A 19,779-nucleotide genomic window follows, 5' to 3' on the forward strand; every position below is an offset into this window, starting at 1 on the left:
TGTGGGCAGTTCATGATAGGAAGTTTCCATGGCATTGCAATTTACAGAGCGCGAGTTCATTCCCGTGCTGCTTGGTGGCGACATCAACGCCTATTCGGTGGCGCGCGCCTTCTACGAAGAGTACCAGGTCAAGAGTCTGGTCTTTGGCAAGTATCAGACGGGTCCTGCGTACCGCAGCCAGATTATCGACTACACGCCCAACGTGGGTATCGACACCATGCCCGTGATGCTCAAAACCGTCAACGGCATTGCCCAAGCGCATGCCGACAAGACTATTGTCCTTGTGGGCTGTGGCGACAACTATGTCGCTCTCGTGGCTCAAGCCAAGGATGCTCATGAGCTGGCGGATAACATCGTCGCTCCCTACGCGCCCTACAGCATGCTCGAGCAGTGCCAGAAGAAGGAGATCTTCTACGAGCTGTGCGAGAAGCATGGCGTGCCCTATCCGCACACGTTTACCTTTACCAAGGCGATGCTCAATGCCCAGGGTGAGGCGCCTGCCGAAGTGCTCGACCAGATCGATTTTCCTTACCCGATGATTCTGAAGCCTTCTGATGGCATCATGTGGTGGCAGCACGAGTTCGAGGGCCAGAAGAAGGCCTATGAGATTGCCGACCGCGCCGAGCTGGAACAGGTCATTCGCGATTCGTATGCCAGCGGCTACACTGACGACCTGATCTTGCAGGATCGCGTGCCCGGCAACGACGAGTACATGCGCGTGCTCACCAGCTATTCCGACCGCAACGGCAAGGTGCGCATGATGTGCCTGGGCCATGTGCTGCTCGAGGAGCATCAGCCCCACGGTGTCGGCAACCATGCCTGTATCATTACCGAGCCCAACGACGAGCTCATGGACGGCGTGCGCAAGTTGCTCGAGGACCTTCACTTTGTGGGCTATTCCAACTTTGACGTTAAGTACGACGAGCGCGACGGCTCGTTTAAGTTCTTCGATTTCAACACGCGCCAGGGCCGCAGTAACTACTACGTCACCAACAGTGGCTTTAACGTTGCCAAGTATGTGGTGGACGAGTATGTGTTCAACCGCCCGTTTGAGCCGGAGTTTGTGACGGCGCAGGACGAGGCCCTGTGGATGGTCGTCCCCATGGGCGTCGTCGACAAGTACGTCAAGGATCCCGAGCTGCGCGCTAAGGTGCATCGCCTGGACAAGGAAGGCAAGGGCGCCGACCCTTCGTTTATGAAGGGCGACTTTGTCTTTAACCGCTGGCTGCGCATGTGGCACACCAAGCTGCGCCACTTTAAGCTGTTCAAGACGTATTACAAGTAGATGAGCGCGGCGCCCGTCCGGTTTGCATCGGGCGGGCGCGGGTATGATACGCGCAATTGCGCAAGCGTCACCAAGGAGGCGGCGATGGAAAAGCTGGGAGTTATCGGCGGCATGGGCGCCGAGGCCACGTCGTATTACTACGACCAGGTGGTGCGTCATACGGCTGCTGCCTGCGATCAGGAACATATCGACATGGTGGTACTCTCCAAGTCGACCATGCCCGACCGCACGCTGGCCATTAAGACCGGCGAGCATGCCAAACTGCTGGCGACCATGAAAGAGTGCGCCCAGGCACTCGAGTCGCTGGGCTGTGCACACATTGCCATTCCCTGCAACACGTCACACTACTTCTATGACCAGATCCAGTCGTTTACGAAGGTGCCGATTATCCACATGCCGCGTGAGTCGGTGCGCTATGCTCTGGCCGGTGCGGTGATGGGGGAGTGTGAGTTCGACCCCAACCTGAGTATGCCGGCCGAGCCGGTGCATAAGATCGGCATCATGGGCACCGATGGCACCGTGGGCGCGGGCGTCTACGGCCGCGAATGTAAGGCTGCGGGTGTTGAGGTCGTCTATCCCAGCGAGAAACGTCAGAACGATGTGATGTCGCTTATCTACGATGATGTGAAGGCCGGACGTGAGCCCGATATGGATAAGTTCGACCGCGTGATGTGGGAGTTCGCCCGTAGCGGCTGCGACCGCGTCATTCTGGCCTGCACCGAGCTCTCGGTGTTGCAAAAGTACCGAGAGATGCCCGAGATCACCCTCGACGCCATGGATGTCCTGGTGCGCGAATCCATCATCCGTAGCGGCGCTCCCTACCGCCTCTAGCTTCCGACCTGTCAAAAGGGACAGGTTAATTTTGGTAGGTTTTATCTGGTGAAACAGTAAGGCCTCGGCTCGTTTGGTGCGAGCCGAGGCCTTTTGCGTTGGGCGGTTGCTGTCAGTGGTGAACTAGAACAGGAAGCCGATGGCGATGAGGGCGATGCTGACGATGAGCACGGCGATGTCCAGGCCCTTGATGGGGTAGCGCTTGTACGAGCTGGCGCGCGTACGCAGGTAGAAGCCGCGCTGTTCTGCCGCCAAGGCTGTGGCATCGGTCTTGCCCACGCTCGAGATGAGCAGTGGCACGCACAGTGGCAGCATGAGCTTAAGCTTCTTGATGGGGTTCTTGGTGTCGTACTCGACGCCGCGTGCGGTCTGCGCCTCCATGATGGCGTTCATCTCTTGACCAAACACCGGCACGAAGCGCAGCGCCGTGGTAAAAGTGAAAGCATAGCGATACGGCACGTGCAGCACCTCGACGCAGGCGTTGGCAAGGTCGCTGAGCTTGGTCACCGTGAGCATGAGGATGAGTGGTAACGCCACACCCAGCAGGCGCAGACAGGCCTTCGATCCCGTGATGAGGCCCGTGTCGGTGATAAAGCTCCACACCACGTTGCCATCGCGCATAAAGGCCAGCTGGAGCACCAGCATGATAAGCGCGAGCGGAATCAGCAACTTGAGCAGCGAGAACAGGCGGTTGACGACGCCCGCATAGGCACCCAGGGCAAGGGTGAGCGCCAAAAAGCCCAGCAGCGCCACGTAGGTGTCGGACAAGAAGATGCCGACGATGATGGCGGCGGCAAGGCCCAGTTTGACGACGGGGTTCAGGCGATGCAGCAGCGTGTCACCCGGCATGTAGTCGATGTCGTTAACCACGGTGGACCATCTCCTTGGTAATTCGAACGACATCGGAGACCTCGCTCACCTGCGCAAAAGCGGTCGAGACGGAAGATGCCAGACGGCGCGAGAGCTCAATAACCTGGGGAGGCTCCACGTAGGCACGCCGCATGAGATCGATGTTCGAGAATAGCTCGTGCGTGCGGCCGCGGTCGAGGATGCGACCGTCGGCCATTACCACAATGCGCTCGGCAAAATCCGAGACGACTTCCATATCGTGGCAGACCATGATAACGGCGCAACCGCGCTCGGCCATGGTGCGCACCGTTTCCATGACGGTCATGCACTCGCGGTAATCAAGGCCGCTCGTGGGCTCGTCGAGCACCACGATTTTGGGCTCTACGACCACGACGGAGGCGAGTGCCACCATCTGGCGCTGGCCGCGCGACAGCGAGAAGGGCGCCTCGTCGGCCGGCAAGCCAAAGCGGTCGATGACGAGCTGGGCGCGACGCAGCGCCTCGGCACGGTCGATGCCGGCAAGCTCCAGGCCAAAGGCGACCTCGCCGAGCACGGTGTCCTTGCAGATCTGACGGTCGGGGTTTTGGAAGAGGGTTGCGACTTCGCGGGCGATACGGCTCGTGGGAACGGCTGCGGTATCCAGTCCCGTGACGCGCACGCTGCCCGAGGCGGGCTTAAGCAGGCCTGTGAGCAGTTTGGTGAGCGTGGTCTTGCCGGCGCCGTTCTGGCCGACGATGCCCACGAGCTCGCCAGGATAGAGCGTCAGGCTAAGGTCGTGTACGGCGGCGCCGCCATTGGGATAGGCAAACTCAACATGGTCGAAGGTGAGTACGGGTTCGGCGTCCTTGGCATGAGGACGCAACGACGGTGCATGCGGGGAACCGGCGGGTGCCTGGGCTTCGATGGCCGCGTGTGCGGGGTCGACGATGCCCGAAATCATGTGCTCGGCCTCATCGACATCCAAGCAGGGGGTACCGCTTACCAGGCCATCGGCCTCGAGGCTATTGAAGATACGCGTGACGCGAGGGCAGTCGACGCCGATGGCACGGAGCTCGTCGGTATGCGCGAAGACCTCGTGTGGCTCGCCCTGCAGCGCAATTTCGCCATGATTGAGCACGAGCACGCGGTTGCAGTACTCCGAGAGCAGGGCGACCTTTTGCTCAACGACGACGATGGTGATTCCAAGTGCGCGGTTTGCCTCACGCAGCGTCTCGAAGACCAACGTGGAGCTGGCGGGGTCGAGTGCCGCGGTGGGCTCGTCGAGAACCAAGACGCGCGGGCGCATGGCGAGGATGGCGGCGATGGCTACCTTTTGCTTCTGTCCGCCCGAGAGCGTGGCGATCTCGCGGTCGCGCAGGTCGCTGATGCCGACGGTCTCGAGCGTTTCGCTCACGCGCTGCTCGATCTGGTCGTGGGGAACGCCAAAGTTCTCGAGGCCAAAGAGCATCTCGTCCTCGACGACCGAAGCGACCATCTGCGTGTCGATATCCTGCAGCACACTGCCGACGATTTGCGACACGTCGGTGAGCGAGACTTCGCAGGTGTCGTGGCCGTCGACCATGACGGACCCAAAGAACGTGCCGGTGTAGTGGTGGGGCACGGCACCTGACAGGCAGGCGGCAAGCGTGGACTTGCCGGCGCCCGAGGGCCCGATGATGCCGATGAAATCTCCCTTGTTCACGCTGAGCGAGATGTGGCTGAGCGCCTGCTCGGTCTGCGTGCCATAGGAGAACGAGACATCGTCGACGTTGATGATCGTTTCCATGGATACCTTTCATAGTCATTGGGGACGTTCTTGCATGACCAGTCGTTTAAGAACGTCCCCAAAAGCTAGTCGTTTGGGACAGTCTTTGCTGGTGGGGCAGCGATGAGTTAGTTGAGCTTCAGGGCCTTCTGGATGGGCAAGTAGAGGGCGCCGACCAGAATGGCGTTAAAGACGGCGGTCATGGCAACGACGGGCAGCATGGCGGCGGCGAGCTCGCCTACCACGCCGAGCATGGCCATCTTGATGACCATGAAGATGACGCCGGAGACAAAGGTGGTCAGGAAGGTTGCGACAATGGCGATGGCGGGCTTGACTTGACCGTTCTTGCCGGCGGCGTTGACGATGCCGGCCATGAGCATGGCGGCGATGCCCTCGGCGGCAAAATCAACGAACGGCGAAGTGGTGGTGATCTGGATCACGGCAGCCGAGATAAGGCCAATGACGAGCGCCTGGCCGATGTTGGGGCGAACGACCAGGATGGTGAGGCAGAAGGCCGAGATGATGAACTCGGGGCTGATCATGCCGCCCGAGATGCCCGAGATGGCCTTGCCGACGGTGAAGTTGAGGATGAAGCCGGCGGCGAGCAGGATGGCAAGCAGGACGAGGGCGCGGACATCGAGTTTGCCACGGTCGGCGGTCTGGACGGTGCGGGGCTGGGTGGCGGTTGTGTTCTGAGACATGGTGAAAATCCTTTCGGAATGGGAGTGCAAGAGAAAAGCGGAGGCGCGTGATGCGAATGCGATCGGGCTCGAGATAGAAAAAGGCCCCCGGTCGAAACCGGAGGCCTTCCAATCACCTAGAGCGCAAAAACAGGCGTGAGGGACTCACTGTCGACCGATCGTATTCGCATCACGCCACCACCAGTTGTTGAGAGACTTCATCGTGTTCTTCATGTTGGTGGCTCCTTTCGTGATGCCGTGGCGCGGTCGCACCTAGTTGCTGTTGCGCTGCACTATAGCACAGCAAAGTGTGTGCGGGGAAATCTTTTTTGAAAAGATTTCAGGCGGGTTTCCCGTCGGTCAAAAAGGCGGGTTAAGCGGGCGAGGCTGCCATTGCTGCCTCGCCCGCTCAGCTAAGACGTTACTCCTTATTGCGACGGTAGAGGAAGTAACCGCCCGCGGAGATGACGGCAACGCCAGCGATGGCGAATGCAGCCACCACGCGGCCATCAAAACGATCACCGGTGGTGGGCAGGCCGCCCTTGGTGTTCGTCTTGTTGGTGGTTACCGTGGTCGTGGTGTCCGACTTGCCAGGCTTCTCGGGCTTGGTGGTGGGCTGCTCGGGCTTAACGGGCTGCTCGGGGGTACCGGGCTGCTCAGGAGTACCAGGCTGCTCGGGAGTGCCAGGCTGATCCGGGGTTACCGGGTCGGTGGCAAGAGCGTCCTTGGCGTAGGTGATGGACACCTTGAGGCCGTTGGTCTCGGTGTTCAGGTCGCTCGGGGTGAAGGGCTGGTCGAAGTTTTCGGCCTTCTGATAGGCGCGCATCTCCTGGAGCAGTGCCTTGCACTTCTTGTAGGTGTTCTCGGTAGCAGCCTTGCCGGCCTTGTTGGCCAGGGCAGTGCGGCCCTCGGTGGTCGTCTCGGCCAGCATGGCGGCGTCAACTTCCTTGTTCTGCTCGATGAGCTCGTTCTGGAGCGCATCGAGGTAGGCGCGGACGCTGGTGGCGAATTGTGCGCGGTTCGCGAAGCAAAGCGAGTTGATGTCCATCAGGACGTAGTTAATGGAGTTCTCGGGCTCTTCGTTGTTCACGATGTCCGTCTCGCTGCAGTGACCATAATCAACGGTCTGGTCGCTGAAGTAGGGGCTGACTTCGGTCATCAGAGCGGAGTATAGCGGGATAGCGACGGAGAACTCGGCGCAGGAGAGCATCTCCCACTGGATGGTTGCTACCTCGGGGTCATGGCCCTTTCGAATCTGGAAGAGGTTGGCCTCGGCGTTGCGGTCGGAACCGATGCTGCTGACACCGTCAGTATTGGCATTAAGGCCGGGGACTTTTTCACCGCGGTTGCCGAAGGCGCGAATCAGCTCAAACGTGTTCCAGTCGGACTTGCTGGGCTGGAAGAACAGCGGCTGCATCTCGTGAACCATGGCACCGAGAGTGACGTCATTCTTGTCCTTGTCCTTGATGATCTCGTAGTCGGTGCCCTCGGTCAGCGGAGCCATAAAGTAGTCGCGGCCCTGGATATAACGCGCCCAAGAGCCCATGCCCGTATTGTTGATAGATGCACCGTAGGTCTGGGCAACATCGAACTGTCCGTCTTCAAAGTACTTGGCGAAGCCCTTCTCTTCGGGCATAGTCTTGATCCCCTCAGAGTGGAGGCAGTTCTCAGGATCGTCAAGATTGACCTGGAAATTGAGGTTACTAATGTTGGGGTTGACCGAAGCGACGTCGTCGGTCAGCTTCATAGCGATCCACTGGTGGCCGGAAAGCGCGGCGAACAGCCAAGTCTCGGTGTTGTCGGCGATGATGATCTGGTCGTTGGAGTAGACACCCTGCTCGTCGATCAGGGTGCCGATGAGCTCGACGCCCTCGCGGGCCGTTGCGCTCTCGCCCAAGATGACGCCCGCGTAGCTGTACTCGCCGATGCCGGTATTTTTGACCTCGGGATTTGCTTTGTGGGCATGCCTGGTCGTGGGATCCGCCGCCTTGGCATCGTCGTTGTAGGAGGTGCTCAGCGTTGCGGAGCAGGAGACGCCCTTCTCATTGATGCCGGCCTCGGAGTAGGCATCCCAGCGTCCATCCCACTCAGCAGGATGGTCGCGCACGTAGCTGTAACGATACGTAGTCTTGGTCGAGGTGTAGGAGAATTCGGACTCGTTCGAGCTGTAGGTATGACCAGGGCCATGAGAGGGCTCGATGCCATAGTGTTTGAGGTAACGAGTGCCAATGTCCTCGGTGCGGCCATAGTACGTGTTGCCGTCGGCCGTAAGGTTCTTGCCCATGTACATCTGCGTGCAGGCGAGCGCAGACGTCGGCATAGACATGATGGTTGCAGCTCCAAAGGCGAGGCCTATGCCTAGCTTCTTGAGCGCGTTGACGGGGTGAGTTTTCCTCATTTTCCCTCCCAGCGTGCGAAAGCCCTCTGTCGCCAGAGGGCTTCAGCCAATAAAGACACCCCATTAGCGTAACGAACTGGAAACAATATTCATCTATGAAAGAAACTTACTCGATAAGCGTAATGAAATATGCGATGAGTGGTTAATTATACTCAGTTTGTAGCTTTACTTTAATAAAGACGCCCTGTGATTACTGTAGCCGAATAAAGTAGCTGGAATGCCCGAAATGAAAATCCCCCCGCTGTTTGACAAATGCATAAACAGCAGGGGAGACGATAATTGGATGAATATCATACCAATGTGGAATTACTTCTTCCGGCGGTGGATCACGTTGATCGCATAGCCGACGAGCATGGCCAAAACGATGATGATAAAGCCGAGCAGGGGATTGTCGTTCATAGGGTCCTCCTATTTTCCGAGCGGGGAGAATTCGTCGACGATGAGGTCGAGGCATTGTGGAAGCGCGCGGGCTCCAAAGACGCCCGAATTACTGGAGATAATCTCGCCATCGAACTGCATGCCCAGTGACGGGGTGCAGGTGATCTTGGCTTCCTTGGTCTGGATGATCTTGAACTGCGGGCGCCCGAGTACCTTGCCGGCGGGGTCAAGCGCAGCGGTGATCACGGTAGGCAGCAGCTGCACGGTGCGCACGGGTTCGATGACCGCAATGTCGACCATGCCATCGTTCATGCGGCAGTCGGGGAACAGGTTGATGTCGTTTTGGATGACCGAGGTGTTGCCGGCCATGCAGCAGATGCCATCGAGCTCCTCGACAATGCCGTCATGCTCAATCGTAAAGTGCGCCACCGTGGGGTTGGGTGTGGCGAGCGCCGACAGGAAATAGGCGATCTCGCCGATATCGTTTTTGGTGGGGGCGGCCTTCATCATGATCTCGGCGTCGAAGCCCGAGCCGGCGATGATGATAAAGCCGTGGCGCTTCTCGTTGCCGTTCTCGTCGAGCCAAAAGAGCTCGCCCATGTCGACTTTGACCGTGCGACCGGCGCGGCAGGCCTTGGCAAGCGCCGCTGCCTCGGGGGCATTGCCGATGTTGTTGAAGAACAGGCAGGCCGTACCGGAGGGGAAGACGAGCGTGGGGACACCGCATCCGCGCATCTGGTCGAGCACGTTGGAGACGGTGCCGTCGCCGCCCGAGACCACCACGCGATCGAATTCGCGCACGTCCGCCACGGCGTCCTCGGGTTCCATGCCATCGCCGATAAAGCGCATCACGACCTCGTCGCCGCCCTGCGCGAGGGCGTGCGTGAATGCGTAGATTTCATCTGAGCTGGGGCCCGATGCCGGGTTGTGGATGATAAGGCAGCGCATACTTACGTTCCCGTTCTGTGACTAACCGAGTATAGTTGTAAGGCAATGCCGATATCCTACCCGTGTTTTTCGGGCCTAACCTTATTCGATGGGTTGATATGTACATTTCCACACATCAGGCTCTACTCGACTTTTGCCAGCGCGCCCGTGAGTTCGACGCGATTGCCGTCGATACCGAGTTTTTGCGCGAGCGCACGTTCCATCCGCGTCTGTGCTTGGTTCAGATTGCCACCCCTGCCGAGAGCGTCGCGGTCGATCCCCTGGTAATCGACGACCTATCGCCGCTGGCCGAGCTTATGGCCGACGAGAGTGTGACCAAGGTCTTCCACGCGTGCTCGCAGGATATGGAGGTCATGCTCCATACCGTGGGCGTGCTGCCACGACCGATTTTCGATACGCAGGTCGCCGCCGCCTTTTTGGGCGAGCGCCAGCAGATTTCGTATGGCGCGCTTGTTCAGACGTTCTGCGGCGTATCGCTGCCCAAGACCGAGTCACTGACCGACTGGTCGCGCCGCCCGCTGACCGATAAGCAGATTGAGTACGCGATCGATGACGTCAAGTACCTGATTGTCGCCTATACCGAGATGATGAGCCGCCTGCGCGAGCTGGGCCGGGTGGACTGGGTGCTCGACGAGCTGCGCCCGCTGGCCGACGAGTCGCACTATCGCGCCGATCGCCATGAGGCGTTTCGCAAGGTCAAGCGCATCAACTCCTGCAGCCGTCACCAGCTGGGTATCGCGCGCGAGCTCGCCGCCTGGCGCGAGGACCGCGCCGAGCGCCGTAACATCCCGCGCAAGTGGGTCATGTCCGACGACACGCTGCTTGCGCTCGTCAAGCGCAATCCCGTGCGCGTTGAGGAGTTCCGCAGCATCCGCGGCACCGATCAGTTGGGGGAGCGCGACGTGGATGGTGCGCTCATGGCCATCAAGCGCGGCGCAAGCTGTCCGCACGATCGCCTGCCGCTCATGGTGCGCGGGCACCGTCAGATTTCGCCGGAGTTGGAGAGCGTGACGGACCTGATGTATGCGCTCATTCGCCTAGTTGCCGAGCGCTCGGGCGTGGCGACCTCGGTCATTGCCTCGCGCGATGACCTGGCCGACTATATTGAGCATCCCGAGCAGAGCCCCCTGCGCGAAGGCTGGCGCTTTGAGCTTGTGGGCTCGCGCCTGGACGATCTGCTTTCCGGCAATATGGGGTTGACGGTGAAGGACGGCAAAATCGAGCTCCTGTAGGGAAGCCTAGCCGGTTGAGTGGGTAGAATGCCTCCGACGTGTAACTCGATTCGGAGGAATTCGCATGCCTTATTACTATGGTTACGGCTTTGGCATCGACCCGCTGTACCTGCTGGTTGTTCTTGTCTGCACAGTGCTTGGCCTTGCTGCGCAGAGCTATATCAATTCGACGTACAAGACCTGGTCCAAGGTTCGCTCGGACGGCGACATGGGCGCCACGGTTGCTCGCCGCATGCTTGACGCCAACGGTTGCAATGCCGTGGGTATCAAGGGTGTCGCCGGTGAGCTCACCGACCATTACAACCCGCAGGATAACAACCTGTATCTGTCGGATGCCAACCGTTCGGGCGGTTCGGTCGCAAGCGTTGCCGTCGCCTGCCACGAGGCGGGCCATGCCGCCCAGCGTCAAAGCGGCTATGCCATGATGAAAGTACGTACCGCCCTCGTGCCGGTCGTCAACTTTACCCAGAACACCTGGACCATCGTGTTGCTCTTGGGCCTGTTTATGAACATTGCCGGGCTCACATCCCTCGCGTTGATCTTCTTCTCGTTTAGTGTACTGTTCCAACTCGTTACGCTGCCTGTCGAGATTGACGCCAGCCGACGCGCCGTGGCGTACATCGAGCAGTCGGGTATGAGTTCCAAGCAGGTCAACGGTGCCAAGAAGGTACTGACGGCCGCCGCGCTTACCTATGTTGCCGCTGCGCTCACCTCGATTATTCAGCTGCTCTATCTTATGGCTCGCTACAACAGAAACTCCAACCGATAACAAATTGGGTCGCTGGGCGCCGCGGGGATTCGTGTCCCCGCGACGCTGTACTATGTGTTGGACTTAAATTTGCGCAGGGCCGGAGCCCATGTGCACGATGACGAAAGGAGGCTGCGTGGCAGGCTGGAATCTGACCGGCAATAGCGTTTCCGCCGAGTTCGACGGATCGGACGAGCAGGAGCGCAAAGAGCTCAGCGTGAGCCAAGCGGTAGAAATCGCCGCCGGTGCGCTCGATGCCATTCCGCAGCTGAGTGTCCTGGGCGAGGTCACGGGTTTTCGTGGTCCTAACGCTCGAAGCGGCCACTGCTACTTCCAGATTAAGGACGATTCGGCCGCCGTTGACTGCATCATTTGGAAGGGCGCCTATCTCAAGCGCATGTTCGATCTGCGCGACGGCATGCAGGTGAGCTTTAAGGGCAGCTTCAACCTCTATAAGCCCACGGGTCGTATGAGCTTTGTCGCTCGCTCGTTTTCGCTGGCGGGGGAGGGTCTGCTGCGTCAACAAGTGGCGCAACTGGCCGAAAAGCTACGCCGCGAGGGCCTGATGGACGAAGCACGTAAGCGCCGCATCCCGGTGTTTTGCTCGCGCGTGGCGGTCGTCACCTCGCTTTCGGGTGCCGTAATCGATGACGTCAAGCGCACATTGCGTCGTCGCAATCCGCTCGTCGAGCTCGTCTGCGTGGGCGCAAAGGTCCAGGGCGAGGGTGCGCCGGTCGAGCTAATCGAGGGGCTGCGCCGTGCCGCCGCCATTACGCCGGCGCCGGATTGCATTTTGCTTGTGCGCGGCGGCGGCTCCTTTGAGGACCTCATGACCTTTAATGACGAGGAGCTTGCCCGCGCGGTGGCGGCTTGTCCCGTGCCCGTGGTGACCGGCATTGGCCATGAGCCCGATACCTCGATCTGCGATATGGTGAGCGACCGCCGCGCCTCCACGCCCACGGCGGCGGCCGAATCGGTGGCGCCGGCTATGACGGAGTTGGCCGATGTGCTCGAGGCGCGCCATCAGCGCCTGGGTGCCGCGATGGCATCGATGATCGGGTCGGCCCAGGTCGATCTGGAAATGCTCGACCAACGCGGTCGTCGTGCCTGGGACACCTATACGGCTCGCTTGGGCGATGCGCTCGATGCGGCCGCATGCCGCCCGTGCCTCAACGACCCAACGTTTATGGTTGAGCGTCGCGAGTCTGAGCTTGCCCTGACGGCCGATCGTTTGTCCGGCGCCATAACGCGTTCGGTTGGGGCATTCCGCTCCAACTTTGAGCGTCTGCCCGAGCGCTTGATCGCAAGCACCTCAGGACTCGATGGCAAGCGCCATGCGCTCACGCTCGCAAGCTCCCGCCTGGAGCATCAGGGGCGCACGATGCTCAACAAGCCAGCGTCCGACCTGGGCCGTGCGGCAGCCTCGCTCGATGCCCTGTCGCCGCTCAAGGTGCTTGCTCGTGGTTATTCCATCGCGTACAGCGATGATGGGGTGGCCACGAGCGCCAAGACCTTTAAGCCCGGCGACGCCATCCGCGTGCGCATGGCAGACGGCAACGTGGCGGCAACGGTCGATACGGTCGAGTAGGCCGCGTTTCATAGCGATAAACCTTTAGGAAAGGAAACAGATATGGCAGAGAAAACCCCGGTCGAGCAGCTTACGTACAAGCAGGCTTCGCAGGAGTTGGAGCTCATCATCCGCAGCTTGGAGTCGGGCGATATGGAGCTCGAGGAGTCGCTCGAGAGCTATACCCGCGGCGTCGAGCTCCTCAAGAGCCTGCGCACCCGCCTGTCCGATGCCGAGCAGAAGGTCTCGGTGCTTCTTAAGGACGTCGACGGCAACGACGTGCTCGCCGACGGCGAAGCCGCCAACACCGACGACAACCTCTCGTTCTAACCATCCCGACCAAATATAATTACCTTGGTCTGTGAGAAAGGAACCAGCCATGTGCGATTGCATCTTCTGCAAAATTGCCAACCACGAGATCCCCTCGACCGTTGTCTATGAGGACGACCAGGTCATCGCCTTCGACGACCTCAATCCCCAGGCGCCGGTCCATACGCTCGTGATCCCCAAGAAGCACTACAGTGACATCGCCGACAACGTACCTGCCGAGACCATGGGCGCCATGGCTCACGCCATCCAAGAGGTCGCCAAGGCCAAGGGTCTGGAGGACGGTTTCCGCGTCATCTCCAACAAGGGCGTTAACGCCGGCCAGACCGTCATGCACTTCCACATGCACGTCCTCGGCGGCAAAAGCCTGGGCGAGAACCTCATCTGAGGGCGCGTAGGCCGTCGACTTGGCTGCCTTTGGAGTAATCTATGCAGCTTTCTCAACTCGAATACCTTCAAGCTGTAGCGAACTATGGCGGCGTGCGCAAAGCAGCTCGCGCCGTTCACGTGAGTCCGCAGGCCGTTTCGTCGGCAATAAAAAAGTTGGAATCTGAGTATCAGATCGTTTTGCTCAACCGATCGGCGGGGGAGGCTGTTTTGTCTCCGGCGGGCAGAGAATTTGCGCGTCGTGCACGCGTGATCCTGGCGCAAGTCGACGATCTCAAAAAGTACGCTCAATCGGGGAACGGCGGCGTTTCGCCCGACGGCCATTTCCGTCTTTACGCCCCCCTGTCTTCACGGGCGGGGGCGCCTTTTTTCCGAAAACTGGTACGACTCGTTTGAAAGCTCGCACCCTCAGATTCATCTTGATGTGTGGCATCAGCCAACGGCAACATGCTTTGAATCACTTATACTTGGAATTTCGGACGCGGCTATCTCGTTCGAGGAGCCACGGGACAGCGTCCTTTCTTCAAAATATATGGGTGAAAAGGAGCTCAGGGTTCTTTCATGTCCAGCTGGTCATCAATCTGTTGACGCTATGACCATTCGTGAGTTACTGGGCGGCAGGCTCGCTGTTCCCATTAATTTGTCACCCTGTCTCAATGCAATTAATCAATGTCCCGAAGCTCAGCTGGTTAATTTCCGCTTTCGCGATGTCGAATACGGAAGCAGAGCGCAGGCTGAGTTTCTTCAAGCCGGGGGATTGATATTGAGTTTTTCTGGCTCTTCTCTCGCATCGGATGGATCGGAAGTGAGCGAGTGCTCCATTGAAGCCTCACATGACGTAGCCTTGCCCATCTACTTTTGCTATCGACAAAATGCCTGGACCGATCGACACCAGACGGTATTTCTTCACCTATTGCGTCATCTCGCTTCGTGAGGCCATTTGGCCTCGTGTCGTTAAGTGAATGTTGACGCCCTGCAACACATAGCTGACAGCTTTGCCCTCATGCTTTTCCAAGATTTCGATTTAGATTGCTGACTCTTGGAGGGCGGAGCATGAAAAACCGTACGGTTTTGCTTTATATGACGTTCGTTTTTTTGTCGAACTTCAGCACCATTTTGTATTTTCTGACGGTTTACCTTGAATTCGTCGGATTCTCGATGGTGGCGATTTCTAGCATGATGATTGCATATCAAGTGAGCAAGTTCATCCTTGAAGTTCCCACTGGCTATATTGCTGATAGGTTTGGACGAAAGACAAGCGGTCTCGTTGGCGTCGTGGGAATGCTTGGATACTACGCCGCCCTGCTTTTCGTCCGTTCTCCTCTGCTTTTAATCGGCGCGTTTGCTCTCAAAGGTTTTGCCGTTGCATGTGTGAGCGGATCCATAGAAGCGATTTACATTGACAGCGTTTCTCAGGACCAGCTCGTAAGACTTAATGTCGTTGAGCGATTTGTTTTCTATGCCTCTTTTGCCATCTCCGCTTGCGTGGGCGGTTTCATTTCGTCTGTCGGTGCATATCTCATTGGTCTTTCGGCAGATATCATCGCAATGGTGTTGACGCTGGTTGTCGTTGTCTGCATTCCTGAGATGCGAAGAGGGGGCACTGCGGGGACACCTGAGCGTGGAATTAGCCCGAAGATGATCGGTGCCGCTATTGCGTGTAACGGCATTCTCCGTTCAGCGTTCATCATGGACTGTTCTCAAGCATTTGCTTTTGTCGCCCTGGAAGACTTTTTCTCACTGTTGCTTGCGGGTCGCGGAATGAATGCCGTCGCTTCGGGTGTGATCATTGCGGTCCAGCTCCTTGCCTCGGCCTCCATGGGGCTTATTGTGCCCAGTGTGATTGCTCGTGTCGACAAGGGCCGTTTTGCGCGTATTTGCGGCATCGTGCGCCTTTCCCTGGCTGCTCTGTTTTTGATTCCCTTTACTCCGGTCTATTTGCTGCCCGTGTTCTATGTACTGCAGACGGTCGCGTACTCGTTATTTGCTCCAATTAAATACTCAATTTTTCAAAATGCTGTCGATTCTTCGATGCGCTGTTCACTGATTTCGGTCCAAAGCCAGATGGTGGCGGTGGGTGCCATCCTTTCCTATCTGTTCAATGCTGCGTTGAGCAGCATCGCGGGCATTCGAGTCGTATTGCTTGTTGCGCTCGGGATTTCTTCCCTGGTGTATATCCCCGCGCTATTTCGTCTTACAAGTCAAAGGCCATGAGTATTTAGGCACCGATAACTTATATATCAACGCAATAAACCCGAGCGCGAGGGCGTTTGGGTTTATTATTGAAGCGTATGTAACCTGGCGGCGCCACACCGCCTGTTAGTAGGGAGACACATGAACGTTCTGGTCGTCAACGCGGGATCTTCGACCCTTAAGTATCAGGTCATCGACACCAAGTCCCATAAGGTGTCCGCAAAGGGCTCCTGCGAGCGCGTCTGCTTTACCGGTGGTACCTTCACCCATGCTGCCAATGGCTCCAAGAAGGTGACCGAGAACATCGAGTTCCCCGACCACAAGGTCGCCATCGAGGTCGTCCTGAAGGACCTTGAGGCCAACGGCGTCAAGATCGAGGGCATCGGCCACCGTATCGTTCAGGGCGGTTGGTACTTTGGTGATTCCTCCCTCGTCGACGAGGACGTCCTCGCCAAGATTCGCGAGGTCGCCCCGCTGGCGCCGCTGCACAACAACCCCGAGGCCAACGTTATCGAGTACTGCCTGGAGCAGTATCCCGATCTGCCCAACGTCACGGTCTACGACACCGCTTTCCACTTCAACATGCCCGAGGTCGCCAAGACCTACGCCCTTCCCAAGGATGTTTGCGACAAGCTGCACATCCGTAAGTACGGCGCCCACGGCACCAGCTATCGCTACATCTCCAAGAAGGTCGCCGAGATGACCAACGGCGAGGCCCGCAAGGTCGTCGTGTGCCATATCGGCTCCGGCGCTTCCCTGTGCGCCATCGAGGACGGCAAGTGCATGGACACCACCATGGGCTTGACGCCGCTCGACGGCGTCATGATGGGCACCCGCTGCGGCTCCATCGACCCGGCTACCGTGTGCTACCTGCAGCGCGAGGGTGGCTACACCTTCGACGAGGTCGACGAGATGATGAACAAGAAGTCTGGCCTTTTGGCTGTGACCGGTGGCAAGACCAATGACTGCCGCAACGTTGAGGAGCTCGCCGCTGCTGGTGACCCCGAGGCTCAGCTCGCCTTCGATATGTTCGTCTACAAGATTGCCGCTAAGGCCGCCGAGATGGCCACCTCCATGTGCGGCATGGACACCCTGGTCTTTACCGCCGGCATCGGCGAGCACGCTCCGGCCGTTCGCGCTGGCGTGGCCGATCGTCTGGCCTTTATGGGCGTCAAGATGGATCACGCCCGTAATGCCCTGCGTGGCGACGGCGCTTGGTGCCTGTCCGCCAAGGATTCCAAGGTCAAGATTTTCGTCATCCCCACGGACGAGGAGTTTATGATTGCTTCCGACGTCGAGCGTATCGTCAACGGCAAGTAATTGCAAGAGGGGAGGGGCTGGACGACCGAGCGCCGTTCGGCCCCTCTTTTGCGCTCGTTGGGCGATATACTGATAGCTATTTATCAAGATATGATAACTTCTTATTAAAATGCGGCCGCCTTAAGGGGTCTGCGTCGACCGTATTGCACTGCAAAGGAGTCTCATGAACGTACTTGTTGTCAACGCCGGCAGCTCAAGCCTTAAATATCAGCTTTTGGATACCGATACCCGAGAGGTTTTCGCCAAGGGCAACTGCGAACGTATCGGTTCGGACATGGGTATCTTTGGCCACTCCGAGAACGGTGGCGCTAAGCAGACCGAGGAGGTCCCTTTCCCCGATCATCGCTCTGCTATCGCTCGCGTGCTCGAGGAGCTCGAGAAGACCGACTTTACGATTGATGGCATTGGGCATCGTATCGTTCAGGGCGGCTGGCACTTCGATGATTCCGCGGTTGTCGACGACGAGGTTATGGCCAAGATTCTTGAGGTGGCACCGCTTGCTCCGCTGCACAACTACGGCGAGGCCGCAGCGATTGAGTATTGCCGTGAGAAGTATCCGGAGCTGCCCAACGTGGCGGTCTTCGACACCTCGTTCCACATGACCATGCCCGAGGTTGCCTACACCTACGCGCTGCCCAAGGACGTTTGCGACAAGTACCACGTGCGCAAGTACGGCGCCCACGGCACGAGCCACCGCTATGAGTGGATGATGGCCAAGGAGATCCTGGGTTCGCGCTGCCACCGCCTGCTTTCGTGCCATCTGGGCAACGGTGCTTCGCTTGCTGCCATTGAGGACGGCGTGTGCCGCGACACCACGATGGGCCTCACGCCGCTTGACGGCCTGATGATGGGCACCCGTTGCGGTTCCATCGACCCGGCCACCGTGTGCTACCTCCAGCGCGAGGGCGGCTACAGCTACCAGGAAGTCGACGACATGATGAACAAGCAGTCTGGTCTGCTTGCCATCTCGGGCATCTCCAACGACGCCCGCGACATCCGCACGCGCGCCTCCGAGGGCGACGAGCTCTGCCTGCTCGCCTTCGATATGTTCGCCTACAAGGCCATGCAGCAGGCCGGTTCCATGATCGCTTCCATGGCGGGCGTGGACACCATCACCTTTACCGCCGGCATCGGCGAGAACGACTGGTCGATCCGCAAGGCCTTCTGTGACTGCTTTGAGTGGCTGGGCGTGCGCATCGACAACAACAAGAACCGCGAGGCCGTGGGCAACGGGCCGCAGGTCATCAGCGCCGCCGGTTCCGCCGTCACGGTCATGGTCATCCCCACCGACGAGGAATACATGATCGCCCACGACGTCGAACGCCTGACCAAGAACAACTAACGCACCCGTTTGCATGTAAACGAAAGGCCTCCTGAGCAACAGCTCGGGAGGCCTTTTTGCTGGCATACGGAAATTCCAGTTCCAAAGTGATCATCGCCGGCAACGCCTGCACTTTCAGCAACGACACCCATCCGTTCAGATTTTTCAGACCCAGCTCGTAGCCAAGCCGCCGTCCACCCCAGATACCCTGATTACTACGTAGCGGTAGAAGGCCGTACGGGCTAACCCCTGAAAACACTCCGCAGACCAGAAACGCCCCCGTTCGTAGCTCCGAAGGAGCAGAACGGGGGCGTTTCATTGGTCGAGGACGTTTTCAGGGGTTAGCCCGTACGGCCTTCGGGCGAGTACGTCCGCTACTCAGCCATCTGAGCCTGGACGGCGGTGATGGCCACGACGCCCACGATGTCGTCGGCAGAGCAGCCGCGCGAAAGGTCGTTGACCGGTTTAGCGATGCCCTGCAGGATGGGGCCGTAGGCGTCAGCACCGGCGAAGCGCTGGACCAGCTTGTAGCCGATGTTGCCGGCCTCGAGGTCGGGGAACACGAGCACGTTGGCCTTACCGGCGACGGAGGAGCCGGGAGCCTTGAGCTGGGCGACGGTGGGGACGATAGCGGCGTCGAGCTGCAGGTCGCCGTCGATGGCGAGCTCGGGAGCCTTCTCCTTGCAGAACTTCACGGCCTCTTGGACCTTCTTGGCGACTTCGCCGCCGGCGGAGCCCATGGTGGAGTAGGAGAGCATGGCCACGTGCGGCTCAACGTTGCCCATGAAGGTGGACCAGGAGTGAGCGGAGGCGATGGCGATCTCGGAGAGCTCGTCGGAGGACGGGTTGATGTTGAGGCCGCAGTCGGCGAAGATCAGCGTGCCATCGGTGCCGAACTGCGGGGTGTCGGTGCACATCACGAAGAAGGCCGAGACCAGCTTGGTGCCCGGGGCGGTCTTGAGGATCTGAAGCGCAGGGCGCAGGGTGTCGGCGGTGGAGTGGCAGGCGCCGGAGACCAGGCCGTCGGCATCGCCCATCTTGACCATCATGGTGCCAAAGTAGGTGGCGTCCATCACCTGGGCGCGAGCCTGCTCGATGGTAACGCCCTTCTTGGCGCGGAGCTCGGCAAACTTCTGCGCGTACTCCTCGTGCTTCTCGGCATTGCGCGGGTCGATGACGGTGGCGCCGGGAACGTCGATCTCGTCGGGGTTGCCCAGGATGACGATCTTTGCCAGGCCCTCCTCGATGATCTTGGTGGCCGCGACGATGGTGCGCGGATCCTCGCCCTCGGGCAGGACGATCGTCTTAAGGTCGGCCTTGGCGGCAGACTTCATACGGTTAAGGAAATCGCTCATGTTACTCCTTACAAGCGTTTCGCTAAGCTCCAGGCGCCCGGCTGTTCACGAATAAACCCGCTGCTAGCGGGTTTACCTTTCAATTATGTACGCCGCGGTGCTTGAGCTTTCCTTGTGTGGCAAGCTCATTATAGGACGCATTAGCGCTATAATCGCTCTGATAAATATGTCTCGAAGAATGTTCGAGAAAAGCCCAGCTAACGAGCCCGTGGCTTT

17 protein-coding genes are annotated in these 19,779 nt (G+C 59.0%); 11 read left to right on the plus strand and 6 right to left on the minus strand.

What is annotated here, in order from left to right; genetic code table 11:
* Nucleotides 1-28 precede the first annotated feature (28 nt).
* Nucleotides 29-1,285: an ATP-grasp domain-containing protein gene (locus AAAX35_RS07140; RefSeq protein ID WP_349117186.1), complete on the plus strand. Its 1,257-nt coding sequence runs from the start codon at nt 29-31 to the stop codon at nt 1,283-1,285.
* 84 nt (nt 1,286-1,369) lie between these two features.
* Nucleotides 1,370-2,116, plus strand: a complete 747-nt coding sequence (locus AAAX35_RS07145; RefSeq protein ID WP_040358337.1) for an aspartate/glutamate racemase family protein — start codon at nt 1,370-1,372, stop codon at nt 2,114-2,116.
* A 123-nt stretch (nt 2,117-2,239) separates the two neighbouring features.
* On the opposite strand, the gene AAAX35_RS07150 is transcribed toward AAAX35_RS07145, so the two are convergent.
* The 5 genes from AAAX35_RS07150 to AAAX35_RS07170 all read right to left on the minus strand — a co-directional run bounded on the left by AAAX35_RS07150 (nt 2,240) and on the right by AAAX35_RS07170 (nt 9,113).
* Nucleotides 2,240-2,986, minus strand: coding sequence for an energy-coupling factor transporter transmembrane component T (locus AAAX35_RS07150; RefSeq protein ID WP_349117187.1), 747 nt, complete (start codon nt 2,984-2,986; stop codon nt 2,240-2,242).
* The gene (locus tag AAAX35_RS07155; RefSeq protein WP_349117188.1) at nt 2,979-4,730 is read right to left on the minus strand and encodes an energy-coupling factor transporter ATPase; all 1,752 of its coding nucleotides are present in this window, start codon (nt 4,728-4,730) and stop codon (nt 2,979-2,981) included. The genes AAAX35_RS07150 and AAAX35_RS07155 overlap by 8 nt, the downstream gene beginning before the upstream one ends.
* 107 nt (nt 4,731-4,837) lie before the next feature.
* A complete protein-coding gene (locus AAAX35_RS07160) occupies nt 4,838-5,410 on the minus strand; it encodes a hypothetical protein (protein ID WP_117840202.1) in 573 nt (190 codons plus the stop codon).
* 400 nt (nt 5,411-5,810) lie between these two features.
* Nucleotides 5,811-7,787, minus strand: a complete 1,977-nt coding sequence (locus AAAX35_RS07165; protein ID WP_349117189.1) for a C69 family dipeptidase — start codon at nt 7,785-7,787, stop codon at nt 5,811-5,813.
* Nucleotides 7,788-8,195: 408 nt separating this feature from the next.
* Nucleotides 8,196-9,113 carry a diacylglycerol kinase family protein gene (locus AAAX35_RS07170; RefSeq protein ID WP_055309791.1) on the minus strand — a complete coding sequence of 306 codons (918 nt, stop codon included), beginning with the start codon at nt 9,111-9,113 and terminating at the stop codon, nt 8,196-8,198.
* A 98-nt stretch (nt 9,114-9,211) separates the two neighbouring features.
* Between AAAX35_RS07170 and rnd the strand changes: the two genes are divergently transcribed.
* The 9 genes from rnd to AAAX35_RS07215 all read left to right on the plus strand — a co-directional run bounded on the left by rnd (nt 9,212) and on the right by AAAX35_RS07215 (nt 18,229).
* Nucleotides 9,212-10,345, plus strand: a complete 1,134-nt coding sequence (rnd, locus tag AAAX35_RS07175) for a ribonuclease D (protein WP_006234315.1) — start codon at nt 9,212-9,214, stop codon at nt 10,343-10,345.
* A 64-nt stretch (nt 10,346-10,409) separates the two neighbouring features.
* Nucleotides 10,410-11,114, plus strand: a complete 705-nt coding sequence (locus tag AAAX35_RS07180; RefSeq protein WP_349117190.1) for a zinc metallopeptidase — start codon at nt 10,410-10,412, stop codon at nt 11,112-11,114.
* 130 nt (nt 11,115-11,244) lie between these two features.
* Entirely contained in the window at nt 11,245-12,681 is a 1,437-nt protein-coding gene (xseA, locus tag AAAX35_RS07185; protein ID WP_349117201.1) for an exodeoxyribonuclease VII large subunit, read from the plus strand.
* A gap of 42 nt (nt 12,682-12,723) precedes the next feature.
* Complete coding sequence (xseB, locus tag AAAX35_RS07190) at nt 12,724-12,990, plus strand: exodeoxyribonuclease VII small subunit (protein WP_006234311.1); 267 nt, start codon at nt 12,724-12,726, stop codon at nt 12,988-12,990.
* A 49-nt stretch (nt 12,991-13,039) separates the two neighbouring features.
* Nucleotides 13,040-13,375 (plus strand): histidine triad nucleotide-binding protein, encoded by a 336-nt coding sequence (locus AAAX35_RS07195; protein ID WP_117820684.1) that lies wholly within the window; start codon nt 13,040-13,042, stop codon nt 13,373-13,375.
* Nucleotides 13,376-13,416: 41 nt separating this feature from the next.
* Nucleotides 13,417-13,770 carry a LysR family transcriptional regulator gene (locus AAAX35_RS07200; RefSeq protein WP_349117191.1) on the plus strand — a complete coding sequence of 118 codons (354 nt, stop codon included), beginning with the start codon at nt 13,417-13,419 and terminating at the stop codon, nt 13,768-13,770.
* 657 nt (nt 13,771-14,427) lie between these two features.
* A complete protein-coding gene (locus AAAX35_RS07205; RefSeq protein WP_349117192.1) occupies nt 14,428-15,588 on the plus strand; it encodes an MFS transporter in 1,161 nt (386 codons plus the stop codon).
* 120 nt (nt 15,589-15,708) lie between these two features.
* On the plus strand, nt 15,709-16,887 hold the full coding sequence (locus AAAX35_RS07210; RefSeq protein ID WP_006234305.1) for an acetate kinase: 1,179 nt from the start codon (nt 15,709-15,711) through the stop codon (nt 16,885-16,887).
* Between the two features lie 163 nt (nt 16,888-17,050).
* Complete coding sequence (locus tag AAAX35_RS07215) at nt 17,051-18,229, plus strand: acetate kinase (RefSeq protein ID WP_349117193.1); 1,179 nt, start codon at nt 17,051-17,053, stop codon at nt 18,227-18,229.
* Nucleotides 18,230-18,582: 353 nt separating this feature from the next.
* Here AAAX35_RS07215 and pta read toward each other — a convergent pair whose 3' ends face one another.
* Nucleotides 18,583-19,563: a phosphate acetyltransferase gene (pta, locus tag AAAX35_RS07220; protein WP_055309798.1), complete on the minus strand. Its 981-nt coding sequence runs from the start codon at nt 19,561-19,563 to the stop codon at nt 18,583-18,585.
* Between the last annotated feature and the right edge of the window lie 216 nt (nt 19,564-19,779).

This window comes from Collinsella sp. CLA-ER-H11, from assembly GCF_040092445.1.
GTDB lineage: Bacteria > Actinomycetota > Coriobacteriia > Coriobacteriales > Coriobacteriaceae > Collinsella.

What these genes read in the sequence shown, in the direction of transcription:
- AAAX35_RS07145 (WP_040358337.1), top strand. Translation starts at nt 1,370, where the DNA reads ATGGAAAAGCTGGGAGTTATCGGCGGCATGGGCGCCGAGGCCACGTCG.
- xseB (WP_006234311.1), top strand. Translation starts at nt 12,724, where the DNA reads ATGGCAGAGAAAACCCCGGTCGAGCAGCTTACGTACAAGCAGGCTTCG.
- AAAX35_RS07170 (WP_055309791.1), bottom strand. Translation starts at nt 9,113, where the DNA reads ATGCGCTGCCTTATCATCCACAACCCGGCATCGGGCCCCAGCTCAGAT.
- AAAX35_RS07210 (WP_006234305.1), top strand. Translation starts at nt 15,709, where the DNA reads ATGAACGTTCTGGTCGTCAACGCGGGATCTTCGACCCTTAAGTATCAG.
- AAAX35_RS07165 (WP_349117189.1), bottom strand. Translation starts at nt 7,787, where the DNA reads ATGAGGAAAACTCACCCCGTCAACGCGCTCAAGAAGCTAGGCATAGGC.
- rnd (WP_006234315.1), top strand. Translation starts at nt 9,212, where the DNA reads ATGTACATTTCCACACATCAGGCTCTACTCGACTTTTGCCAGCGCGCC.
- AAAX35_RS07195 (WP_117820684.1), top strand. Translation starts at nt 13,040, where the DNA reads ATGTGCGATTGCATCTTCTGCAAAATTGCCAACCACGAGATCCCCTCG.
- AAAX35_RS07160 (WP_117840202.1), bottom strand. Translation starts at nt 5,410, where the DNA reads ATGTCTCAGAACACAACCGCCACCCAGCCCCGCACCGTCCAGACCGCC.
- AAAX35_RS07200 (WP_349117191.1), top strand. Translation starts at nt 13,417, where the DNA reads ATGCAGCTTTCTCAACTCGAATACCTTCAAGCTGTAGCGAACTATGGC.
- AAAX35_RS07140 (WP_349117186.1), top strand. Translation starts at nt 29, where the DNA reads ATGGCATTGCAATTTACAGAGCGCGAGTTCATTCCCGTGCTGCTTGGT.
- AAAX35_RS07155 (WP_349117188.1), bottom strand. Translation starts at nt 4,730, where the DNA reads ATGGAAACGATCATCAACGTCGACGATGTCTCGTTCTCCTATGGCACG.
- AAAX35_RS07180 (WP_349117190.1), top strand. Translation starts at nt 10,410, where the DNA reads ATGCCTTATTACTATGGTTACGGCTTTGGCATCGACCCGCTGTACCTG.
- pta (WP_055309798.1), bottom strand. Translation starts at nt 19,563, where the DNA reads ATGAGCGATTTCCTTAACCGTATGAAGTCTGCCGCCAAGGCCGACCTT.
- AAAX35_RS07205 (WP_349117192.1), top strand. Translation starts at nt 14,428, where the DNA reads ATGAAAAACCGTACGGTTTTGCTTTATATGACGTTCGTTTTTTTGTCG.
- AAAX35_RS07215 (WP_349117193.1), top strand. Translation starts at nt 17,051, where the DNA reads ATGAACGTACTTGTTGTCAACGCCGGCAGCTCAAGCCTTAAATATCAG.